Below are 22755 nucleotides of genomic sequence, written 5' to 3' on the forward strand. Positions count from 1 at the left end.
ATCTGTAATTAAAAATGCCAAATTCAAAAAAGGTGACCTCATGGTCACCTTTTTATTGGTTTTTATATAGTGCTATTAAAGTAGATCATTATTTCTTATTGAACATCGCTCGAATATTCGCAATGTGCGCCTGCCCTTTTTCCATTCTTTCTTCAGCGGATTGAGGCTTCTTAACGCTTTCCCACTCCACATCATCATGCGGCAGTTCATCAAGAAAGCGACTTTGTGTTGGCTTAATCAATTCACCATATTGACGGCGTTCACGACACTTAGTAAAGGTCAGCTCTTTTTGCGCTCGAGTAATCCCTACGTACATAAGACGACGCTCTTCTTCTACGTTGCCTTCATCAACACTGGTTTGGTGCGGTAAAATACCCTCTTCTGCCCCCATCAGGAATACATATGGAAACTCTAGGCCTTTCGATGCATGCAGTGTCATTAATTGAACCTGGTCTGCATCGTCATCATCTTCCCCACGCTCCATCATGTCACGCAGTGTTAAACGTTGCACTACCTCGCGTAGGGTTTTCTCTTCCTTGTCGTAGTTGTCACCTTCAAGATCAGCCACTATCCAACTGTAAAGATCAGAGACGTTCTTCATTCGCATTTCAGCCGCTTTCGGGCTCGCCGAAGTTTCGTACAACCAATCTTCATAGTTAATGTCACGAACCAAAGAACGTACGGCCTCAACCGTATTACCACGCTCTGCATTATCCGAGATACGAACAATCCAGTCACCGAAACGGCGCAAGTTTTCTAGACCACGCCCCGTCAACGTTTGCTCTAAGCCCATCTCAAAGCTGGCTTCAAACAAGCTCTTACCACGCATATTGGCGTAGCTGCCGAGTTTCTCTAAAGTAACCGGACCAATCTCACGACGTGGCGTGTTCACAATACGTAAAAACGCATTGTCATCATCTGGGTTCACCAACACACGTAAGTAAGCCATGATGTCTTTAATCTCAGCTCTAGCAAAGAAAGACGTACCACCAGAGATCTTGTAAGGCACACGGTTTTGCATCAAGGCTTTTTCAATCAAGCGAGATTGGTGATTACCACGGTAAAGCACTGCGTAATCTTTGTAATCTGTGCGATTCAAAAACTTGTGGGCAATGATCTCACCAGTAATACGTTCGGCTTCGTGCTCTTCATTCTTGGCATTCAGTACCTTGAGCTTTTCACCGTCCGGGATCTCTGAGAACAGTGATTTTTCATAAACGTGTGGGTTATTAGCGATCAAGATGTTCGCCGCACGCAAAATTCGACTGGTTGAACGATAGTTTTGCTCTAGTTTGATTAAACGAAGGTTCGGGTAATCCTCACCTAGCAAAACCAAGTTTTGCGGCTTTGCGCCACGCCATGAGTAAATAGATTGGTCATCATCACCTACTACCGTCAGACGACCACGTTCTCCCACCAATAAACGAACCAACTCATATTGACTGGTGTTGGTATCTTGATACTCATCGACCAGTAAATAGCGAATGCGAGACTGCCAGCGCTCACGGACTTCTTGATTAGTTTTCAGTAACAATACCGGCATCGCAATCAGATCATCAAAATCGAGCGCGTTGTATGCCTTCATCTGTTTCTGATACATCTCAAAACAGAATGCAAAAAGCTGTTCTTGTTCGCCTTGAGCTCGTGCTTTGGCCTGATCAGGCGTCAGCATGTCATTCTTCCAATTCGAAATGGTGCTCATTAAAGCGCGTAGTAGATCTTTGTCACCATCGATCTGCCTTTCGGTTAACTCTTTAAGTAAAGCTAACTGGTCCTGATCATCAAACAAAGAAAAGCCAGCTTTTAAACCCAATGCTTTGTATTCGCGGCGAATAATCGTCAAACCCATAGTGTGAAAGGTCGAAACGATCAGACCTTTTGATTCATTTTTACCTAGAGTTTGTCCTACACGCTCTTTCATTTCGCGTGCCGCTTTATTGGTAAAGGTTACCGCTGCAATATTACGAGCTTTGTAGCCACACTCTTGAACCAAGTAAGCAATCTTATTGGTGATAACACGTGTTTTTCCTGAACCAGCGCCTGCTAATACTAAACAGGGGCCAGAAACATACTTCACGGCTTCATCTTGTCTTGGATTCAGTTTCATTTGATTCTCAATTTGGTCTAGAGGGGCGAATTAAATTGCGCGCCTATAATAATGCTGCAATAGCACGAATGCTACGTTCTCTTATACAAGATTTTTACGTCATTTGTGTAAAACTTTGTTGCATAGATGTATGGTTCTTAGGCTATAATGAATGAACGTTCATTCACTGGTGATGGAAAGATGACAACTCATGCACCTCAGGATAAACGCCAACAAATACTTTCTGCTGCTGAAAAGCTCATTGCGGAGGTCGGTTTTCAAGGCCTTTCGATGCAAAAATTAGCCAAAGAAGCAGGGGTAGCTGCAGGCACTATCTATCGCTACTTCGATGATAAAGATCACTTGATCGATGATGTTCGAGTGCTCGTGACTCAACGAGTAGCTGATGCTGTTCAAGAAGGGGTTAATGATTCGGATCCAATTAAGCAACGCTATCGTACTATGTGGTTGAACATATGGAACTTAGCGGGAACGAACTTAGCCGCGATAAAAAATCGGGTTCAGTATGACTCTCTACCTATTACAAATAGCCTAAACTTCAGGGAACTGGAACGTAAAATGTTTGCCCAAGTTGAACTGCTATTTAATGAAGGTAAAGAGCAGGGACTGTTTAAACCGCTTGATAATGAAGTATTAAGCGGCTTGAGCTTAGCGGCTAGTGTCTCTCTAGCGCGAAAGCATTCTTTAGGATTTTACCAACTCGACGAGGCAGCACTAGAAGCTGCAATAGAAGCCAGTTGGGACGCAATAATTAAACACTAGATCGGAGTTTTGACCATAATGAAAAAGTGGACTTTCTTCATGTTATTCATCGCTGTATTGCTTTTTGGCAGCGTTATTGGATTCAACATGTTCAAACAACAAAAAATTGCTGAGTATATGGCCAACCGCCCTGAACCCGAGTTTCCCGTAACGGTAACTGAAGTTCAGCCGATCGACTGGGTTCCCGTAATTGAAGCTATCGGCTTCATCGAACCAAATCAAGGTGTGACACTAGCGAACGAAACCAGCGGTGTTATTGACCAAATTTCTTTCGAATCGGGTACTGATGTTAAGAGTGGTCAGCAACTGGTACGTCTTGATTCTGACGTAGAGAAAGCCAACCTTAAGAGTTCTGAAGCTCGTTTGCCTGCTGCGAAAGCAAAATACAAGCGTTACCAAGGTCTATTCAAGAAAGGCTCTATTTCTAAAGAAGCGTACGATGAAGCAGAAGCAAACTACTTCTCTCTATCTGCTGATATTGAAAGCCTAAAAGCCTCGATCGAACGCCGTGAAATTCGCGCACCTTTTGATGGCAAGGTTGGTATTCGTAACGTATACCTAGGTCAATACCTACAATCGGGTACCGATATCGTTCGTTTAGAAGACACCAGTGTCATGCGCCTACGCTTCACGGTTTCTCAAACCGATATCTCTCGCATTAATGTTGGCCAGGCTATCGACATCTTTGTTGATGCTTACCCAGAAAAACCGTTTGAAGGCTCTATCAGTGCTATTGAACCTGCAGTAAGCATCCAAAGTGGTCTTATTCAAGTTCAAGCGGATATTCCAAACAATGATGGCAAGCTTCGCAGTGGCATGTTCGCTCGCGCTAACATCATTCTTCCTAAACTAGAGAACCAAGTAACCCTGCCGCAAACGGCGATTACTTTCACTCTATACGGTGACAATGTTTACATCCTAACGGAAGAAGACGGCGTTCAACGTGTTGCTCAACATGTTGTGAAAGTTGGTGAACGTACAGCAGATATCGCACATATCCTTGAAGGCGTTAAAGCTGGCGATACGGTTGTAACTTCTGGCCAAGTACGTCTGAGTAACGGTGCCAAAGTTAAGATCGTAGAAAGTGATTCAATCACTCCACCATCTGAAACACCTAAGCTGTAACTGGAGGCCCAATGCGCTTTACTGATGTTTTTATTAAACGTCCAGTTCTAGCGGTATCCATCAGCTTTTTGATTGCGTTGCTTGGCTTACAAGCAATCTTCAAAATGCAGGTGCGTGAATACCCTGAAATGACGAATACCGTCGTAACCGTAACTACGAGTTACTACGGTGCAAGTGCCGATCTTATCCAAGGCTTTATCACCCAGCCCCTCGAGCAGGCTGTGGCCCAAGCGGATAACATCGACTATATGACTTCTTCTTCTGTACTCGGTAGCTCGACGATTACCGTGAACATGAAGTTGAACACAGACCCGAATGCGGCGCTGTCTGACATACTGGCCAAGACTAACTCGGTACGTTCTCAGCTTCCTAAAGAAGCCGAAGATCCAACCGTAACTATGTCTACCGGTTCAACAACGGCGGTACTCTACATTGGTTTTACCAGTGATGAGTTAGTGTCGAGCCAAATTACCGACTATCTAGAGCGAGTAATCAACCCGCAACTATTTACGGTAAATGGCGTATCTAAAGTTGACCTATATGGTGGTATGAAATACGCACTACGCGTGTGGCTAGACCCAGCTAAAATGGCAGCAGTAAACCTTACCGCAACTGACGTAATGGCGGTATTGGATGCGAATAACTACCAATCGGCGACAGGTCAAGCAACAGGTGAGTTTGTTCTTTATAACGGCAGTGCCGACACGCAAGTTTCGAACACTGAAGAGCTAGAGAACTTAGTCGTTAGAAGTGGTGAAGGTGAGATTATTCGCCTGTCTGACATCGCTAAGGTTTCTCTAGAGAAAAGCCACGATATTTACCGTGCAAGTGCCAACGGCCAAGAAGCGGTAGTTGCAGCAATTAACGCAGCACCAAGTGCAAACCCAATCAACATTGCCGCTGATGTACTCGAACTTCTCCCTCAGTTAGAGAAGAACTTGCCAAGTAACATTTCCATGAACGTGATGTATGACTCGACAATTGCGATTAACGAATCGATTCAAGAGGTTATAAAAACCATCCTTGAAGCTGCATTAATCGTATTGATCGTAATTACTCTGTTCTTAGGTTCGTTCCGTGCTGTACTGATCCCTATCGTTACTATCCCACTGTCTTTGATTGGTGTGGCAATGGTAATGCAGGCAATGGGCTTCTCTTGGAACCTGATGACACTACTGGCAATGGTGCTCGCCATCGGTCTGGTAGTAGATGATGCGATCGTGGTACTGGAAAACGTCGACCGACATATTAAGCTCGGGGAGTCACCTTTCCGTGCTGCGATCATCGGTACTCGTGAAATTGCGGTTCCTGTTATCGCAATGACCCTAACGCTAGGCGCAGTATACGCTCCAATCGCGATGATGGGTGGTATCACGGGCTCACTATTTAAAGAGTTTGCATTAACTCTAGCGGGTTCTGTTTTTGTATCAGGTATCGTGGCACTAACACTATCACCAATGATGTGTTCTAAAATGCTAAAAGCTCATGCTGAGCCAAGCAAGTTTGAACAGAAAGTACATAGCGTACTGGATGGCATGACGAACCGTTATGAGCGCATGCTTAGCGCGGTAATGAACCATCGCCCAGTATTCATTGGCTTTGCGGTGATCGTATTTGCAAGCTTACCAATGCTATTTAAGTTCATCCCAAGTGAGTTAGCACCTTCAGAAGATAAAGGTGTGATCATGTTGATGGGTACGGCGCCGTCGAACGCGAACTTAGACTTCATGCAAAATACCATGAACGACGTAAATAAGGTTCTGTCTGATCAGCCAGAAGTAGCTTACGCGCAGGTGTTCACAGGTGTTCCTAATGCAAACCAAGCGTTTGGTATTGCATCTATGGTGCCTTGGAGTGAGCGTGAAGCAAGTCAATCTGACGTAGCAACCCGCGTTGGTGGTTTGGTGAAAGATGTTCCTGGAATGGCAGTTACTGCATTCCAAATGCCTGAACTACCAGGTGCAGGTTCAGGTCTTCCAATTCAGTTTGTTATCACAACGCCAAACAGTTTTGAGAGCCTGTTCCAAATCACCACTGATATCTTGACTGATGTAGCGACAAACCCGCTGTTCGTATACTCGGATCTCGATCTGAACTATGACTCAGCAACGATGAAAGTACACATCGACAAAGACAAAGCGGGCGCATACGGCGTGACCATGCAAGATATCGGTATCACGCTTGGTACCATGATGTCAGATGGCTACGTAAACCGTATCGACTTGAATGGTCGTTCTTACGAGGTTATCCCTCAAGTTGAACGTAAATTCCGTTTGAACCCAGAATCGATGAATAACTACTACGTACGTGCTGCGGACGGTAATGCTGTACCACTTGGCAGTTTGATTACGATTGATGTTGTGGCAGAGCCTCGTTCTCTTCCTCACTTCAACCAATTGAACTCAGCTACGATTGGTGCGGTACCTGCTCCAGGCGCTGCAATGGGTGATGCAATTGCGTGGTTTGAAGACACGGCGGCGAATAAGCTACCAAGTGGCTATAACCACGATTACATGGGTGAAGCACGTCAATACGTAACTGAAGGTAGCGCGCTTTACGCGACCTTTGGTTTAGCACTGGCTATCATCTTCTTGGTACTGGCGATTCAATTCGAATCTCTTAAAGATCCATTGGTTATCATGGTATCTGTGCCACTTGCGATCTGTGGTGCCCTAATCGCTCTGGCTTGGGGTGCGGCAACGATGAATATCTACTCACAAGTAGGTTTAATCACCTTGGTCGGCCTGATTACCAAGCACGGTATCTTGATCTGTGAAGTTGCAAAAGAGGAACAGTTGCATCATCACAAGACTCGTATTGAAGCAGTAATGGAAGCTGCGAAGGTTCGTCTTCGTCCGATTCTAATGACAACAGCTGCGATGATCGCCGGCCTAATCCCACTGATGTACGCAAGTGGTGCGGGTGCGGCTCAGCGCTTTAGTATTGGTATCGTAATCGTAGCTGGTCTGGCGATTGGTACTATCTTCACGCTATTTGTACTGCCAGTGATTTACAGCTACTTGGCTGAAAAACACAAACCTCTACCTGTATTTGTTGAAGACAAAGACCTAGAAAAGCTAGCTCGCGTCGATGAAGCAAAAGCAGCACACAGAGAATTAGCTGATAATAAGTAATCGCTAAGTCGTATTAACAATAAAAAGGCTACTTCGGTGGCCTTTTTTTATACGCCATAGGCGACATCTCAAGTGTGATTAAATAGAATAGTGGTAAATATTCAGGAGTTTTAATTGATATGTTTGATCCAAAAAAACTAGAGCAGATTGCTAAGCAGATTCACGATTCTATGCCTCAACCAGTAAAAGAGCTTGGTTCAGACGTAGATCAAAAAGTTCGCCAGGTTATCCAAGGCCAACTAAACAAGCTAGACGTTGTGAGCCGTGAAGAATTTGATGTTCAAACACAAGTACTGCTTCGCACTCGCCAGAAGCTAACTGAAATGGAACAAAAGCTAGCTGATTTAGAAGCAAAGCTTTCAGACAAATAATAGCTCGTTTCCATCAGTTCAAGTTCGAATAAAGGCTTACCTTCGGGTAAGCCTTTATTTTTCCTCGACCTATCAAAACTTTACAAGCAAATAGTTGCGGGCATAAAAAAGCCCCGAACAAATGTTCAGGGCTATCTTTATCCAGTTATGAGCAGAAGATTAACCGCCTACAGCGATACGCTTCATGTCGCTCATGTAGCTACGTAGCTCTTCACCAATGTATTCTACAGGGTGGTTACGAATAGCTTCGTTTACTTCAATTAGCTTAGCGTTATCAACTTGGTTAGATGTTTCACCTAGACCACGGCCAATTACGTCTGTTGCAACTGAAGGCATGAACTTCTCACGTAGTAGCGGTGTTGCTACGTTAGCGAATAGGTAGTTACCGTACTCAGCAGTATCAGAAATTACAACGTTCATTTCGTAAAGACGCTTACGAGCAACCGTGTTTGCAATTAGTGGAAGCTCATGTAGAGATTCGTAGTAAGCAGACTCGTCGATGATGCCTGATGCCGTCATAGCTTCGAATGCTAGCTCAACACCGGCACGAACCATAGCAACCATTAGGATACCGTTGTCGAAATACTCTTGCTCTGAGATTTCTACGTCAGAAGCTGGGTAATTTTCGAATGCCGTTTCGCCTGTCTCTTCACGCCAGCCTAGTAGGTTCACGTCATCGTTCGCCCAGTCGGCCATCATTGTGCTAGAGAAGTGACCAGAGATGATGTCATCCATGTGCTTGTTGTAAAGCGGACGCATTAGGTCTTTAAGCTCTTCAGAAAGCTCAAACGCTTTAACTTTAGCTGGGTTAGATAGACGGTCCATCATGTGAGTTACGCCACCAAACTTCAGTGCTTCAGTGATCGTTTCCCAACCGTATTGTAGAAGTTTGCCTGCGTAGCCCGGTTCGATGCCATCAGCAATCATCTTCTCGTACGATACGATAGAACCTGCTTGTAGCATGCCACAAAGGATAGTTTGCTCGCCCATAAGGTCAGATTTAACTTCCGCTACGAAAGAAGACTCTAGGCAACCAGCACGGTGACCACCAGTACCTGCTGCCCAAGCTTTGGCGATATCCCAACCTTCGCCCTTAGGGTCGTTTTCTGGGTGAACAGCGATCAGTGTTGGAACACCAAAGCCACGCTTGTACTCTTCACGTACTTCAGAACCAGGACATTTAGGTGCAACCATTACAACCGTAAGATCATCACGTAGTTGCATGCCTTCTTCAACAACGTTAAAACCGTGAGAGTAACCAAGAGCAGCACCTTGCTTCATTAGAGGCATTACTGTTTCAACAACGTTTGTGTGTTGCTTATCAGGAGTAAGGTTGATTACTAGGTCTGCTTGAGGGATTAGCGTTTCGTAGCTACCCACAACAAAGCCGTTTTCATCAGCATTTTTGAATGATTGACGCTTTTCATCTATTGCTGCTTGGCGTAGAGCGTAAGATACGTCTAGACCAGAATCACGCATGTTTAGACCTTGGTTTAGGCCTTGAGCACCACAACCAACAATTACGATTTTCTTACCTTCAAGATACTCAGCTTCTGTCGCGAATTCTTCACGATCCATAAAGCGGCAACGACCCAATTGGTCAAGTTGTTCACGAAGGTTTAATGTATTGAAATAGTTAGCCATTCTAGGGCACTCCTTTAAAAATAAGTCCGTAAGGTCGATATCTCTCTATCGAATGACTTCATACTAAAACAGACACTCCGTTGCTGAAAGTGATATATTCACAATTAGTTATTGCAATAAATGCAACATGGAAACGATCGCAGAACATGAACATAAAATCTCTACAATTATTTATACATTTATGTGATAGCAAGAGTTTCAGCAAAACCGCTGCTGCTATGCACGTCAGTCCTTCAGCGCTGAGTCGTCAGGTACAAAAACTAGAAGAGGAGACGGGGCAAGAATTGCTTATCAGAGATAACCGCAGCGTTGATCTCACCCCAGCAGGCAAACACCTATTACCTGTTGCATTGAGCATTGTTGGAGAGTGGCAGCAATATAACCTTCATCTAAAGGGTGGAGAGCAGGAACTTAAAGGAGAAATTCGTATATTTTGCTCAGTAACGGCTAGTTATAGTCATCTTCCTGAGCTAATAACTGAATTCAGGGCAATTCATCCCTATATTGAGTTTAAGCTCTCTACCGGTGATCCAGCACAATCCATCGACAAGATACTGAATGATGAGGCGGATATCGCTATTTCAGCTAAACCTGACATTTTGCCTTCAAGATTAGAGTTCGAGACCATCAGCGATATTCCACTGTCAGTCATCATTCCATCTGGCGTGAGTAGCTTTAGCCAGCAACTGCAATCAGATAAGCCCAACTGGAATGAAGTACCCTTTATCATCCCGGAAGCAGGGACAGCCCGAGAACGTGCAAACGCATGGTTCAAAAAGATGAAGATAAAGCCGAACATTTATGCTCAAGTTTCAGGGCATGAAGCGATCGTCAGTATGGTTGCTCTTGGTTGTGGAGTGGGTATTGCACCAGATGTCGTCATCAACAACAGTCCTGTACGAGACAAAGTAGACCGCTTAAAGATAGAGCCAATCAAACCATTTGAGTTAGGTGTGTGTTGTAAGCGCTCTCAGCTAGATAACCCTCTAATAAGAGCATTCTGGCAAGTTGCAGAGGGCAAATATTTAACAGACTAGCAATAATAAGGTTCAAGTAAACAAAAAGAGAAGGGCACGTCAGTGCTCTTCTCTTTTTGTTTATATTACATATAAGAAAAAAGCCCGCTGATTTCTCAGCGGGCTTTTCAATGGTGGTGGAGGGATAGGGATTTGAACCCTAGAACCGCTATTAACGGTTGCCGGTTTTCAAGACCGGTGCTTTCGACCACTCAGCCATCCCTCCAACAAATTGTCATCAATAGATTAGTACACTAATGATGTTGTTAATTGCTAATGCAAGTAACGATACCTTTTGTCTTCACTTTTAAAAAAGTGAAAATAAATTTGGAGCCTGGCGATGTCCTACTCTCACATGGGGAAGCCCCACACTACCATCGGCGCTATTGTGTTTCACTTCTGAGTTCGGCATGGAATCAGGTGGGTCCACAATGCTATGGTCGCCAAGCAAATTTTAAAATTCGGAAAACTGTATTTAAAAGTTATGTCTCTTCAAACGCATTCAAGGTCTGTCTTTCTATTGAGTCCACAAAACCCCTTGGGTGTTGTATGGTTAAGCCTCACGGGCAATTAGTACAGGTTAGCTCAATGCCTCGCAGCACTTACACACCCTGCCTATCAACGTCGTAGTCTACGACAACCCTTTAGGACACTTATAGTGCCAGGGAAAACTCATCTCAAGGCTCGCTTCCCGCTTAGATGCTTTCAGCGGTTATCGATTCCGAACTTAGCTACCGGGCAATGCCATTGGCATGACAACCCGAACACCAGAGGTTCGTCCACTCCGGTCCTCTCGTACTAGGAGCAGCCCCTTTCAATTTTCCAACGCCCACGGCAGATAGGGACCGAACTGTCTCACGACGTTCTAAACCCAGCTCGCGTACCACTTTAAATGGCGAACAGCCATACCCTTGGGACCGACTTCAGCCCCAGGATGTGATGAGCCGACATCGAGGTGCCAAACACCGCCGTCGATATGAACTCTTGGGCGGTATCAGCCTGTTATCCCCGGAGTACCTTTTATCCGTTGAGCGATGGCCCTTCCATTCAGAACCACCGGATCACTATGACCTGCTTTCGCACCTGCTCGAATTGTCATTCTCGCAGTCAAGCGGGCTTATGCCATTGCACTAACCACACGATGTCCAACCGTGTTTAGCCCACCTTCGTGCTCCTCCGTTACTCTTTGGGAGGAGACCGCCCCAGTCAAACTACCCACCAGGCACTGTCCGTAACCCCGATTCAGGGGCCAACGTTAGAACATCAAAACTACAAGGGTGGTATTTCAAGGACGACTCCATCACATCTAGCGACGCAATTTCATAGTCTCCCACCTATCCTACACATGTAGGTTCAATGTTCAGTGCCAAGCTGTAGTAAAGGTTCACGGGGTCTTTCCGTCTAGCCGCGGGTACACTGCATCTTCACAGCGATTTCAATTTCACTGAGTCTCGGGTGGAGACAGCGTGGCCATCATTACGCCATTCGTGCAGGTCGGAACTTACCCGACAAGGAATTTCGCTACCTTAGGACCGTTATAGTTACGGCCGCCGTTTACCGGGGCTTCGATCAAGAGCTTCGACCGAAGTCTAACCCCATCAATTAACCTTCCGGCACCGGGCAGGCGTCACACCGTATACGTCATCTTACGATTTTGCACAGTGCTGTGTTTTTAATAAACAGTTGCAGCCACCTGGTATCTGCGACTCTCGTCTGCTCCATCCGCAAGGGACTTCACTGATAAGAGCGTACCTTCTCCCGAAGTTACGGTACCATTTTGCCTAGTTCCTTCACCCGAGTTCTCTCAAGCGCCTTGGTATTCTCTACCCGACCACCTGTGTCGGTTTGGGGTACGATTCCTTACAATCTGAAGCTTAGAGGCTTTTCCTGGAAGCATGGCATCAATGACTTCACTACCGTAGTAGCTCGACATCGTATCTCAGCGTTAATAGCGGTCCGGATTTACCTAAACCACCCGCCTACATACTTGAACCTGGACAACCGTCGCCAGGCCCACCTAGCCTTCTCCGTCCCCCCATCGCAATTGTAAGAAGTACAGGAATATTAACCTGTTTCCCATCGACTACGCCTTTCGGCCTCGCCTTAGGAGTCGACTTACCCTGCCCCGATTAACGTTGGACAGGAACCCTTGGTCTTCCGGCGAGGGAGTTTTTCACTCCCTTTATCGTTACTCATGTCAGCATTCGCACTTCTGATACCTCCAGCAGCCCTTACAGACCACCTTCAACGGCTTACAGAACGCTCCCCTACCCCACATACCCTAAGGTACGTAGCCGCAGCTTCGGTGTATAGCTTAGCCCCGTTACATCTTCCGCGCAGGCCGACTCGACCAGTGAGCTATTACGCTTTCTTTAAATGATGGCTGCTTCTAAGCCAACATCCTGGCTGTCTGAGCCTTCCCACATCGTTTCCCACTTAGCTATACTTTGGGACCTTAGCTGGCGGTCTGGGTTGTTTCCCTCTCCACGACGGACGTTAGCACCCGCCGTGTGTCTCCCGGATAGTACTTACTGGTATTCGGAGTTTGCAAAGGGTTGGTAAGTCGGGATGACCCCCTAGCCTTAACAGTGCTCTACCCCCAGTAGTATTCGTCCGAGGCGCTACCTAAATAGCTTTCGGGGAGAACCAGCTATCTCCAGGTTTGATTGGCCTTTCACCCCTAGCCACAAGTCATCCGCTAATTTTTCAACATTAGTCGGTTCGGTCCTCCAGTTGATGTTACTCAACCTTCAACCTGCCCATGGCTAGATCACCTGGTTTCGGGTCTAATCCTAGCAACTGTACGCCCAGTTAAGACTCGGTTTCCCTACGGCTCCCCTAAACGGTTAACCTTGCTACTAAAATTAAGTCGCTGACCCATTATACAAAAGGTACGCAGTCACACCACGAAGGTGCTCCTACTGCTTGTACGTACACGGTTTCAGGTTCTATTTCACTCCCCTCACAGGGGTTCTTTTCGCCTTTCCCTCACGGTACTGGTTCACTATCGGTCAGTCAGTAGTATTTAGCCTTGGAGGATGGTCCCCCCATATTCAGACAGGATATCACGTGTCCCGCCCTACTCGTTTTCACTGATTATGATGTGTCGGTTACGGGGCTATCACCCTTTGTTGCGAGACTTTCCAGACTCTTCACCTGCATCATTAAAAGCTTAAGGGCTAATCCAATTTCGCTCGCCGCTACTTTCGGAATCTCGGTTGATTTCTCTTCCTCGGGGTACTTAGATGTTTCAGTTCCCCCGGTTTGCCTCCTGTTGCTATGTATTCACAACAGGATACTTACTTATGTAAGTGGGTTTCCCCATTCAGGAATCCCAGACTCAAAAGGTTATTACTACCTAATCTGGGCTTATCGCAAGTTATTACGCCTTTCATCGCCTCTGACTGCCAAGGCATCCACCGTGTACGCTTAGTCACTTAACCATACAACCCGAAAGGGTCTTAGTGTATGGCAACTAACCAAGGTTTTTGGTTGTCATCAAGAAGGGTTAATTCTTGATGACTGTTTGCCGGACTCAATTGTGAATCAATGTAAACATTAATTCGAATACAAGACACTTGAATGTGTTTGTTGTGTTTATCTAATGAAAGATAAACATTGAGAACTTTTAAATTTGATTGAATTACTCGTAAGTAATCAATCAGTCAGCTTTCCAAATTGTTAAAGAGCAAGAGTTTTTCAAGTTATAAACTTTCAAAACCATTTTTAAATACTCTCTTACGAGAATGCTTAAAGATGGTGGGCGATACCGGGCTCGAACCAGTGACCCCCTGCTTGTAAGGCAGGTGCTCTCCCAACTGAGCTAATCGCCCATGATAGTTTCTTTTGTCTTCACTTTTTAAAAAGTGAAAATAAAAGCCATCCTTCATGGAGAAAGAATGGTGGAGCTATGCGGGATCGAACCGCAGACCTCCTGCGTGCAAGGCAGGCGCTCTCCCAGCTGAGCTATAGCCCCATATTTTTATTTCCTTGGGAGGAAATGGTGGGTCGTGCAGGATTCGAACCTGCGACCAATTGATTAAAAGTCAACTGCTCTACCAACTGAGCTAACGACCCAATGGTATCCCGTAGGGGAGTCGAACCCCTGTTACCGCCGTGAAAGGGCGGTGTCCTAGGCCTCTAGACGAACGGGACACTGCTAATTTATCTCTACTTTTAAAAGTAGAAACAAACCTTGAAGAACTTGGGAGTTCTTCATCTCTTTGCTTTTCTAAACCTAATCAATCTGTGTGGACACTCATCGTGGTATCTTCGTATAAGGAGGTGATCCAGCCCCAGGTTCCCCTAGGGCTACCTTGTTACGACTTCACCCCAGTCATGAACCACAAAGTGGTGAGCGTCCTCCCCGAAAGGTTAAACTACCCACTTCTTTTGCAGCCCACTCCCATGGTGTGACGGGCGGTGTGTACAAGGCCCGGGAACGTATTCACCGTGACATTCTGATTCACGATTACTAGCGATTCCGACTTCATGGAGTCGAGTTGCAGACTCCAATCCGGACTACGACGCACTTTTTGGGATTCGCTCACTATCGCTAGCTTGCTGCCCTCTGTATGCGCCATTGTAGCACGTGTGTAGCCCTACTCGTAAGGGCCATGATGACTTGACGTCGTCCCCACCTTCCTCCGGTTTATCACCGGCAGTCTCCCTGGAGTTCCCGACATGACTCGCTGGCAAACAAGGATAAGGGTTGCGCTCGTTGCGGGACTTAACCCAACATTTCACAACACGAGCTGACGACAGCCATGCAGCACCTGTCTCAGAGCTCCCGAAGGCACACCTGCGTCTCCGCTGGCTTCTCTGGATGTCAAGAGTAGGTAAGGTTCTTCGCGTTGCATCGAATTAAACCACATGCTCCACCGCTTGTGCGGGCCCCCGTCAATTCATTTGAGTTTTAATCTTGCGACCGTACTCCCCAGGCGGTCTACTTAACGCGTTAGCTCCGAAAGCCACGGCTCAAGGCCACAACCTCCAAGTAGACATCGTTTACGGCGTGGACTACCAGGGTATCTAATCCTGTTTGCTCCCCACGCTTTCGCATCTGAGTGTCAGTATCTGTCCAGGGGGCCGCCTTCGCCACTGGTATTCCTTCAGATCTCTACGCATTTCACCGCTACACCTGAAATTCTACCCCCCTCTACAGTACTCTAGTTCACCAGTTTCAAATGCAGTTCCGAGGTTGAGCCCCGGGCTTTCACATCTGACTTAATGAACCACCTGCATGCGCTTTACGCCCAGTAATTCCGATTAACGCTCGCACCCTCCGTATTACCGCGGCTGCTGGCACGGAGTTAGCCGGTGCTTCTTCTGTTGCTAACGTCAAGATGCGCAGCTATTAACTACACACCCTTCCTCACAACTGAAAGTACTTTACAACCCGAAGGCCTTCTTCATACACGCGGCATGGCTGCATCAGGCTTTCGCCCATTGTGCAATATTCCCCACTGCTGCCTCCCGTAGGAGTCTGGACCGTGTCTCAGTTCCAGTGTGGCTGATCATCCTCTCAGACCAGCTAGGGATCGTCGCCTTGGTGAGCCATTACCTCACCAACTAGCTAATCCCACCTAGGCATATCTTGACGCGAGAGGCCCGAAGGTCCCCCTCTTTGGCCCGTAGGCATCATGCGGTATTAGCCATCGTTTCCAATGGTTATCCCCCACATCAAGGCAATTTCCTAGGCATTACTCACCCGTCCGCCGCTCGACGCCCATTAACGCACCCGAAGGATTGTTAGTGTCGTTTCCGCTCGACTTGCATGTGTTAGGCCTGCCGCCAGCGTTCAATCTGAGCCATGATCAAACTCTTCAATTTAAGATTTTGTGACTCAACGAATACTGACTTCAAAACTAATATTCATTGCTCTTTCGAAAAAGATTGATGAACATGTAATTCTAAAGCTATTACCATTCCAACAGAATGGTAATGAATTGACTGTGCCGAATAACTACAAGTAGTTAAACGTATTGGTCACTCAGTTCATTGAAATCATTGTGTTACCGAAGTAACTGTTTTATCCAAAGGATAAAACGTTTTGATATTCATCAACGAGTGCCCACACAGATTGATAGGTTTAAATTGTTAAAGAGCTTTTCCTTTTTGAGCTTCGCTCAAATCGGACGGCCATTTTAGCGATTTAAGTTTTAGTGTCAACCACTATTTTCAAAACTTTTTTCAAGCGCTTAACTTGGCTAATTTGGCTTGTTGATTCGTTTTGGTTTCCTAAGAAGCCTTCCCGTTTCAACGAGGTCGCATTATAGAGATTTCGATCACACTGGCAAGCCCTTTTTGAAGTTTTTCTTACTTTTTTGATTGTTCGAGCGTTTTTTGTTCAAAACACCTCATTATCACTAGTATTCCTCTTAATTAAGGGCTTAAGGTACCTATATAAAGGAGGACTTATGAGTTCAATACGCAGTTATAAAGGAATATCCCCTCAGATTGGACAAGGTGTCTATATAGATACAAGTTCGGTACTGGTTGGTGATATCAAAATCGGTGACGACTCTAGCGTGTGGCCTTTGGTTGCAGCTCGAGGAGATGTTAACCACATTCATATTGGGGAGAGAACGAATATCCAAGACGGCAGTGTCTTGCATGTCACCCATAAGAATGCAGAAAACCCTGACGGTTATCCTCTATTAATAGGTAATGATGTCACTATCGGACATAAAGTAATGCTGCATGGCTGTACTATTGAAGATCGCGTACTTGTTGGCATGGGAGCTATCGTGCTTGATGGCGTTATTGTTAAAGAAGAAGTGATGATTGGTGCTGGTAGCTTAGTTCCACCTAATAAGGTACTTGAAAGCGGTTATCTATATGTAGGAAGCCCAGTAAAACAAGCACGCCCATTAAATGATAAAGAGCGTGCCTTTTTACAGAAGTCAGCTGACAACTATGTTCAGAATAAAAACGACTATCTAGACTCTGTACTGCCAGTCTAAAGCATTTTGATTTGAATCCGATTAGAGGAGTCATACTCCTCTTCTTCTATTAACTCTTCAGCTAGCTCTTCAATATCAAAACGTAACTCTGAAAAAATAACTAAAGCTTGATCGCCTTCTCCTATCTCTTTACCAGCTAATCGAGATAATTCCTCAATAGACATTACACACTCAATCAGGGCGCCCGACTGCTGCGCAGGGAAGGTGATTGATTGATTCTCTTCATCCCAATCTTGTATATCCGGAAATAGAATTGATTGATTCATTTTTTATAAATACCTTCTTACATCTCTAGGTTTTTACGTAATTCTCTTAAAATCTGTTTTGTTCCCGGACGAAGGCCACGCCAAAGCATAAAGCTTTCTGCTGCCTGTCCCACTAACATGCCCAAACCATCATAAGCAGCATGAACACCATTATCTAATGCCCATTGATTAAATACGGTAGTTCCCGAACCGTAAACCATGTCATAAACGGAACTATTCGAATTAAAGATAATCTCAGAAACTTCAGGAAGCTGACCACTTAGACCAGATGAGGTCGAGTTAATGATGACATCAAACCCTTCATTAACATCGCTTAATCCCATTCCTTTAATGTTTCCATATGAAGAAAACATCTCAGCCAGAAGTTCAGCCTTTGAACTAGTTCGATTTGCGACCACCAACTGTTTTGGCTTTTGGTCGAGAAGAGGTTGAATCACTCCTCTCGCAGCACCACCAGCGCCAAGAAGAAGAACGCGAGCTCCTTTTAACGCAACTTGATGTTGAAGCAGATCTTGAACTAAACCCTCACCATCGGTGTTATCACCAATGATTTCTCCGTCATCGAGCTTCTTAAGTGTGTTTACAGCACCAGCTAGTTCAGCCCTTTCAGTTAGGCGATTGGCAAACTGATACGCATCTTCTTTAAAAGGTGCTGTGACATTACATCCTCTACCACCTTCGCTGAAAAAGGCTTTCGCAGCAGTGATAAATTCACTATGTTCTGGCTGTAATGCTGTATAGGTAAGTTGTTGGCTGGTTTGGCGAGCAAATAATGTGTGAATGAATGGCGATTTGCTTTGACCAATAGGGTTACCGAAAACGGCATAACGATCTACTTGCTGTGTCATATCCTTACCTAACAGAAATAAAAAAGGGTCTTCTATATAGATGACCCTATCACTATCCCTATAAGGAAGGAAGAACTACCAAACTCGAGGCTTTAGGTAGTCGCTATAAAGCAGAGCTTCTGGTGAACCCGCTTGTGGTTCGTAGCGGTATTCCCAGCGAGCCAACGGCGGCATCGACATCAATATAGACTCTGTGCGACCACCACTTTGCAGGCCAAATAAGGTGCCACGGTCATACACAAGGTTAAATTCAACATAGCGACCACGACGATAAAGCTGGAAGTCACGCTCACGTTCACCATAAGGTGTCTCTTTGCGTCGTTCTACAATTGGTAAATACGCGGCTGCAAAACCTTCACCGACCGCCTGCATATAAGCGAAGCTCTTTTCAAAGCCCCACTCGTTTAAGTCATCAAAGAACAGACCGCCAACACCACGTGTTTCATCACGGTGAGGTAGATAGAAGTACTTATCACACCACTCTTTGTGTTCTTGGTAAACATCATCACCAAATGGTGCACACAGGTCTTTAGCAGTTTGATGCCAAGATTGGCAATCTTCATCGACAGGATAGAATGGCGTTAAATCAAAACCACCACCGAACCACCAGATAGGATCTTCCCCTTCCTTTTCGGCAATAAAGAATCGTACGTTCGCGTGTGAGGTTGGGATGTATGGGTTTTTAGGATGGATAACTAATGAGACACCCATAGCTTCAAACTTACGTCCGGCTAATTCAGGACGGTGAGCTGTTGCAGAGGCAGGCATAGCCTTACCAGCGACATGAGAAAAGTTAACACCGCCTTGCTCAAATACCGCACCATTGGTCATCACGCGAGTTCGACCACCGCCACCAAGACGTTCGCCAGGTTCACGCTGCCATGCATCTTCTTCAAAAAGAGCTGCACCATCAGCTTGTTCAAGCTGTTGGCAAATCGAATCTTGTAGGCTCAGTAAAAACTGCTTTACTGCTTCTTTATCAATTGCTGACATCTTACTTCCTTTGCAGGGTTTAACCCTGTCTTAATATTTTCGACGTTTTTGCATCTCTAATTTCGCTTGGTTTTTCGCGACCACCCGTGTGACCTTCTAAAATAGAGACTAGATATTGGCCAAGTTGCTGCTGAACTTCTTCAGTCGTCATGCAAGGCGGCTCGCCAGTCAGGTTGGCACTGGTAGAGGTTAACGGCTTACCGAATTCATTACACATTCTTTGAACTAAAGGGTGATCAGTCACTCGTACTGCAATGGAATCAAACTGGCCGCTGACCCAGTTAGTCACTTTGCTGCTGGTTGGCATGATCCAAGTAACTGGGCCAGGCCACGTTGCTTTTACGGTCGCTAACTGCGCTTCCGTCAACTGGCTTTCATCAATATAAGGCAACAACTGCTCATAACTCGCAGCAATTAGGATCAACCCTTTCTCCATCGGTCGCTGTTTTAAATCGAGCAATTTCTTGATAGCTTGTGGATTATCGGGATCACAACCGACCCCAAAAACGCCTTCGGTAGGGTAAGCAATGACTTCACCTTGCTGTAATGCCTGCAATGTATGTTGAAAGTTATCCACGGGCTGCCTCGTTAATTCAGTTATCAAACTCGCTAAGTGTACAAATTATCATTCACTGTGACTAAAGCTATTTGTTTATAAAATGTATCAATTAACAACTTAGACTGACGCAAACGTTTTCCTTAAGCAATTTTACCCGTATAATGCGCGCAAAATATCTAATCACTAATTAAATCGTACCTGAAGGAGTTTGAGATGACTGTCGGTATTATCATGGGTTCTAAATCTGATTGGCCAACAATGAAGCTAGCTGCAGAAATGTTGGATCAGTTTGGCGTGGCGTACGAAACAAAAGTGGTTTCTGCTCACCGCACACCTCAGTTGCTTGCAGACTACGCAACCAGTGCGAAAGAGCGCGGTATTAAAGTGATTATTGCGGGTGCGGGTGGTGCTGCGCATCTTCCGGGTATGGCTGCAGCTTTCACAAGCGTACCTGTTCTTGGTGTTCCCGTTCAGTCTAAAGCACTGAAAGGCATGGACTCTCTGCTTTCTATTGTACAAATGCCAAAAGGTATCGCGGTAGGTACTCTGGCTATCGGTGAAGCTGGTGCTGCTAACGCTGGTATCCTAGCCGCGCAAATCATTGGTACTCACAATGAAGAAGTGATGGCAAAAGTAGAAGCGTTCCGCTCTGAGCAAACAGAAACGGTTCTGGCTAATCCAAACCCTGCAGAGGACTAATTCCCATGCATGTTCTTGTGTTAGGCGCGGGCCAACTTGCTCGCATGATGTCCCTAGCTGGGGCACCACTGAATATTGAAATTTCTGCTTTTGATGTTGGCAGCAAAAATATTGTTCACCCATTAACGCAAGCGATTCTAGGCAGCGGCTTAGAAAATGCGATTGAGCGTGCGGACGTCATTACTGCTGAATTCGAACATATCCCTCACGATGTACTTGAGGTGTGTGAGCGCAGCGGTAAGTTCTTACCGACAACAGAAGCAATCAAAGCTGGCGGTGATCGTCGCCTTGAAAAAGCCCTGTTAGACGAAGCAAATGTGAAAAATGCCAAGTACTACGTGATTAATTCTCGCGAAGACTTTGACGCTGCGATCGCTCACGTTGGCTTACCAATGGTATTGAAGAGCACACTTGGCGGCTACGATGGCAAAGGTCAATGGCGCTTAAAGACATTAGACAATGTTGACACGACATGGACAGAAATGGCGGAGTGCATTGCCGCAACAGATAACCAAGCAATTGTGGCTGAAGAGTTCGTCCCGTTTGATCGCGAAGTCTCACTGGTCGGTGCTCGTGGTATCAATGGCGATATTCAAGTGTACCCACTGGCTGAGAATGTTCACACCGATGGCGTGTTGAGCTTATCGACAGCAATTGATGACATTGAACTGCAAGAGCAAGCGAAAGCCATGTTCACCTCAGTTGCAGAGCGTTTGGATTACGTTGGTGTGTTGGCGCTTGAATTCTTTGATGTTAAAGGTTCACTGCTTGTAAATGAGATTGCACCACGTGTTCATAACTCTGGCCACTGGACTCAACAAGGTGCTGAAACTTGTCAGTTTGAAAATCACCTACGTGCCGTATGTGGAATGCCACTAGGCAGCACTAAACTGATTCGTCCTACGGCAATGATCAACATTCTTGGCGAAGATACCCTCCCTGAGGCTATTCTGGCTCAAGACGGTTGTCATGTTCATTGGTATGGCAAAGAGAAGCGTGCGGGTCGTAAGATGGGCCACATCAATGTGAGCGCTGACTACAACGCCGAGCTGCAAAGAACATTATGTTCATTGGCAAACATTCTCGATAAGCAAGCCTACCCTGCTGTTCATGAATTTGCAGAGCAACTGAAGTAAGCTTTCATTGTGGGTTTAATATAGAAACGGCGCTCATTGAGCGCCGTTTTTGTGTCTATAACATCAGGTTATTGAGATTGAATGTGGTGACACTTGCGATCAGCACATTGCTTCTTAGTACCACTGGCCGTTTTCTTCTCCAGCAACAATGGAAACAAGCATTCTTCACAACGACCTATAACAGGTGGCTGATTAACGGCGAATTTACACTTAGGGTAGTTATCACAAGCATAGAAGATTTTGCCATAGCGAGATTTACGCTCAACCAAATGGCCTCTGCCACACTCAGGGCAAGCAACAAGTGGCTGCTCTTCAGGCCGTTCTTTCGGTTGGTCCAAAGATTCGATGTGATTACACTCTGGATAGCTGCTACAACCAATAAACATCCCAAAGCGACCTTGCCTTAATACCAATTCGTTTTGGCATTTAGGACATGGTACACCCAGCTCTTTCACCACATGGCCATCGTTTTGATGTAGGGGTTTGATGTAATCGCAACTTGGATACTGCTTGCAGCCTAAAAATGGACCGTGCTTACCATGGCGAAGCTGAAGCTCTCCACCACACTGTGGACATGGTTCATGCTCTAATGCATGTTCATGTGCTGAAAAAAGCTGATTATCAATCTTACTACTCATGACAAGCCTGTATTAATGCAAGATACCTTGCTCTTTGGTGTACAACAGCTCTTCCATTTGCGTGTAAGCACTTTCATTACCCGGCACATTAAATAGCACCATTAAGATAATCCATTTCAGATCATCCAATTCAAATTCGTTGGTCTCAAGCCCCATCACACGATCAATCACCATTTCACGAATCTCTGTTGTGAGTACATTGATCTGCTCAAGGAACAGTAAGAAACCTCGACACTCCATATTAATACGTGAAATCTCTCGACTGGTATAAATACGCATCGAGGTATTGGAACACACACTAATCGCCGCTTGGTTCTCGGTATCTTGCAATGCTGCAAGATCTTCTAACCAATGGAGAGCCTTATAAATATCATCTTGGTGAAACCCTGCTCGAAGAAGCTCATCTTCCAGCTCATCTTGATCCACCTGCAATTCAGAATCGCTATGGATGTAGGTTTCAAACAAGTACATCAGTATGTCCATCATCATAGC

At 45.6% G+C, this 22755-nt stretch carries 16 protein-coding genes, 5 tRNA genes and 3 rRNA genes; 8 read left to right on the forward strand and 16 right to left on the reverse strand.

Annotated elements, in window-relative coordinates:
- Positions 1 to 88: 88 nt before the first annotated feature.
- On the reverse strand, positions 89 to 2107 hold the full coding sequence (gene rep, locus SJY39_RS20700; protein WP_010433402.1) for a DNA helicase Rep: 2019 nt from the start codon (positions 2105 to 2107) through the stop codon (positions 89 to 91).
- Positions 2108 to 2287: 180 nt separating this feature from the next.
- On the opposite strand from rep, the gene SJY39_RS20705 reads away from it, so the two are divergent.
- From SJY39_RS20705 to SJY39_RS20720, 4 genes are all read left to right on the forward strand, one after another.
- On the forward strand, positions 2288 to 2869 hold the full coding sequence (locus SJY39_RS20705) for a TetR/AcrR family transcriptional regulator (RefSeq protein WP_010433399.1): 582 nt from the start codon (positions 2288 to 2290) through the stop codon (positions 2867 to 2869).
- Between the two features lie 18 nt (positions 2870 to 2887).
- Complete coding sequence (locus SJY39_RS20710; RefSeq protein ID WP_010433397.1) at positions 2888 to 3994, forward strand: efflux RND transporter periplasmic adaptor subunit; 1107 nt, start codon at positions 2888 to 2890, stop codon at positions 3992 to 3994.
- Positions 3995 to 4005: 11 nt separating this feature from the next.
- A complete protein-coding gene (locus tag SJY39_RS20715) occupies positions 4006 to 7128 on the forward strand; it encodes a multidrug efflux RND transporter permease subunit (RefSeq protein WP_016784112.1) in 3123 nt (1040 codons plus the stop codon).
- A 119-nt stretch (positions 7129 to 7247) separates the two neighbouring features.
- Positions 7248 to 7499, forward strand: a complete 252-nt coding sequence (locus SJY39_RS20720) for an accessory factor UbiK family protein (RefSeq protein ID WP_010433394.1) — start codon at positions 7248 to 7250, stop codon at positions 7497 to 7499.
- 159 nt (positions 7500 to 7658) lie between these two features.
- Here SJY39_RS20720 and ilvC read toward each other — a convergent pair whose 3' ends face one another.
- Positions 7659 to 9143: a ketol-acid reductoisomerase gene (ilvC, locus tag SJY39_RS20725; protein ID WP_010433392.1), complete on the reverse strand. Its 1485-nt coding sequence runs from the start codon at positions 9141 to 9143 to the stop codon at positions 7659 to 7661.
- Positions 9144 to 9289: 146 nt separating this feature from the next.
- Between ilvC and ilvY the strand changes: the two genes are divergently transcribed.
- A complete protein-coding gene (gene ilvY, locus SJY39_RS20730) occupies positions 9290 to 10180 on the forward strand; it encodes an HTH-type transcriptional activator IlvY (protein ID WP_010433390.1) in 891 nt (296 codons plus the stop codon).
- Between the two features lie 114 nt (positions 10181 to 10294).
- Here ilvY and SJY39_RS20735 read toward each other — a convergent pair.
- The 8 genes from SJY39_RS20735 to SJY39_RS20770 form a co-directional block, all read right to left on the reverse strand.
- Positions 10295 to 10385: transfer RNA gene (locus tag SJY39_RS20735), tRNA-Ser, on the reverse strand.
- 106 nt (positions 10386 to 10491) lie between these two features.
- Positions 10492 to 10607 (reverse strand): 5S ribosomal RNA (gene rrf / locus SJY39_RS20740).
- A gap of 101 nt (positions 10608 to 10708) precedes the next feature.
- Positions 10709 to 13602, reverse strand: a 23S ribosomal RNA gene (locus tag SJY39_RS20745).
- A 314-nt stretch (positions 13603 to 13916) separates the two neighbouring features.
- Positions 13917 to 13992 (reverse strand) — tRNA-Val (locus tag SJY39_RS20750).
- 67 nt (positions 13993 to 14059) lie between these two features.
- A tRNA-Ala gene (locus SJY39_RS20755) sits at positions 14060 to 14135 on the reverse strand.
- Positions 14136 to 14160: 25 nt separating this feature from the next.
- Positions 14161 to 14236: transfer RNA gene (locus tag SJY39_RS20760), tRNA-Lys, on the reverse strand.
- A 2-nt stretch (positions 14237 to 14238) separates the two neighbouring features.
- A tRNA-Glu gene (locus SJY39_RS20765) sits at positions 14239 to 14314 on the reverse strand.
- Positions 14315 to 14436: 122 nt separating this feature from the next.
- A 16S ribosomal RNA gene (locus tag SJY39_RS20770) occupies positions 14437 to 15991 on the reverse strand.
- The 16S, 23S and 5S rRNA genes sit together here with 5 tRNA genes alongside, the layout of an rRNA operon.
- Before the next feature lie 587 nt (positions 15992 to 16578).
- Here SJY39_RS20770 and SJY39_RS20775 point away from each other — a divergent pair.
- Positions 16579 to 17124, forward strand: a complete 546-nt coding sequence (locus SJY39_RS20775) for a gamma carbonic anhydrase family protein (RefSeq protein WP_010433372.1) — start codon at positions 16579 to 16581, stop codon at positions 17122 to 17124.
- Here the strand turns inward: SJY39_RS20775 and SJY39_RS20780 are convergent.
- The 4 genes from SJY39_RS20780 to SJY39_RS20795 all read right to left on the reverse strand — a co-directional run bounded on the left by SJY39_RS20780 (position 17121) and on the right by SJY39_RS20795 (position 19808).
- Positions 17121 to 17390 carry a DUF1488 domain-containing protein gene (locus SJY39_RS20780; RefSeq protein WP_010433369.1) on the reverse strand — a complete coding sequence of 90 codons (270 nt, stop codon included), beginning with the start codon at positions 17388 to 17390 and terminating at the stop codon, positions 17121 to 17123. The two genes, SJY39_RS20775 and SJY39_RS20780, sit on opposite strands and share 4 nt — an antisense overlap.
- A 17-nt stretch (positions 17391 to 17407) precedes the next feature.
- Positions 17408 to 18238, reverse strand: coding sequence for a shikimate dehydrogenase (gene aroE / locus SJY39_RS20785; RefSeq protein ID WP_010433366.1), 831 nt, complete (start codon positions 18236 to 18238; stop codon positions 17408 to 17410).
- Between the two features lie 75 nt (positions 18239 to 18313).
- Complete coding sequence (gene hemF, locus SJY39_RS20790) at positions 18314 to 19231, reverse strand: oxygen-dependent coproporphyrinogen oxidase (RefSeq protein WP_016767527.1); 918 nt, start codon at positions 19229 to 19231, stop codon at positions 18314 to 18316.
- A gap of 19 nt (positions 19232 to 19250) precedes the next feature.
- Positions 19251 to 19808, reverse strand: coding sequence for an L-threonylcarbamoyladenylate synthase (locus tag SJY39_RS20795; RefSeq protein ID WP_010433350.1), 558 nt, complete (start codon positions 19806 to 19808; stop codon positions 19251 to 19253).
- A gap of 195 nt (positions 19809 to 20003) precedes the next feature.
- Here SJY39_RS20795 and purE point away from each other — a divergent pair, with 195 nt between their 5' ends.
- Positions 20004 to 20489 (forward strand): 5-(carboxyamino)imidazole ribonucleotide mutase, encoded by a 486-nt coding sequence (gene purE / locus SJY39_RS20800; RefSeq protein WP_004735777.1) that lies wholly within the window; start codon positions 20004 to 20006, stop codon positions 20487 to 20489.
- Between the two features lie 5 nt (positions 20490 to 20494).
- A complete protein-coding gene (locus SJY39_RS20805) occupies positions 20495 to 21625 on the forward strand; it encodes a 5-(carboxyamino)imidazole ribonucleotide synthase (RefSeq protein ID WP_372264249.1) in 1131 nt (376 codons plus the stop codon).
- A gap of 68 nt (positions 21626 to 21693) precedes the next feature.
- Here SJY39_RS20805 and SJY39_RS20810 read toward each other — a convergent pair whose 3' ends face one another.
- Together SJY39_RS20810 and SJY39_RS20815 are read right to left on the reverse strand one after the other, a co-directional pair.
- Positions 21694 to 22263, reverse strand: coding sequence for a type I DNA topoisomerase (locus tag SJY39_RS20810; RefSeq protein WP_010433345.1), 570 nt, complete (start codon positions 22261 to 22263; stop codon positions 21694 to 21696).
- Between the two features lie 12 nt (positions 22264 to 22275).
- The gene (locus SJY39_RS20815) at positions 22276 to 22752 is read right to left on the reverse strand and encodes a DUF494 family protein (protein WP_009848094.1); all 477 of its coding nucleotides are present in this window, start codon (positions 22750 to 22752) and stop codon (positions 22276 to 22278) included.
- Between the last annotated feature and the right edge of the window lie 3 nt (positions 22753 to 22755).

It is taken from the genome of Vibrio sp. R78045 (genome assembly GCF_042466085.1).
GTDB classification, from domain to species: Bacteria; Pseudomonadota; Gammaproteobacteria; order Enterobacterales; family Vibrionaceae; genus Vibrio; species Vibrio cyclitrophicus.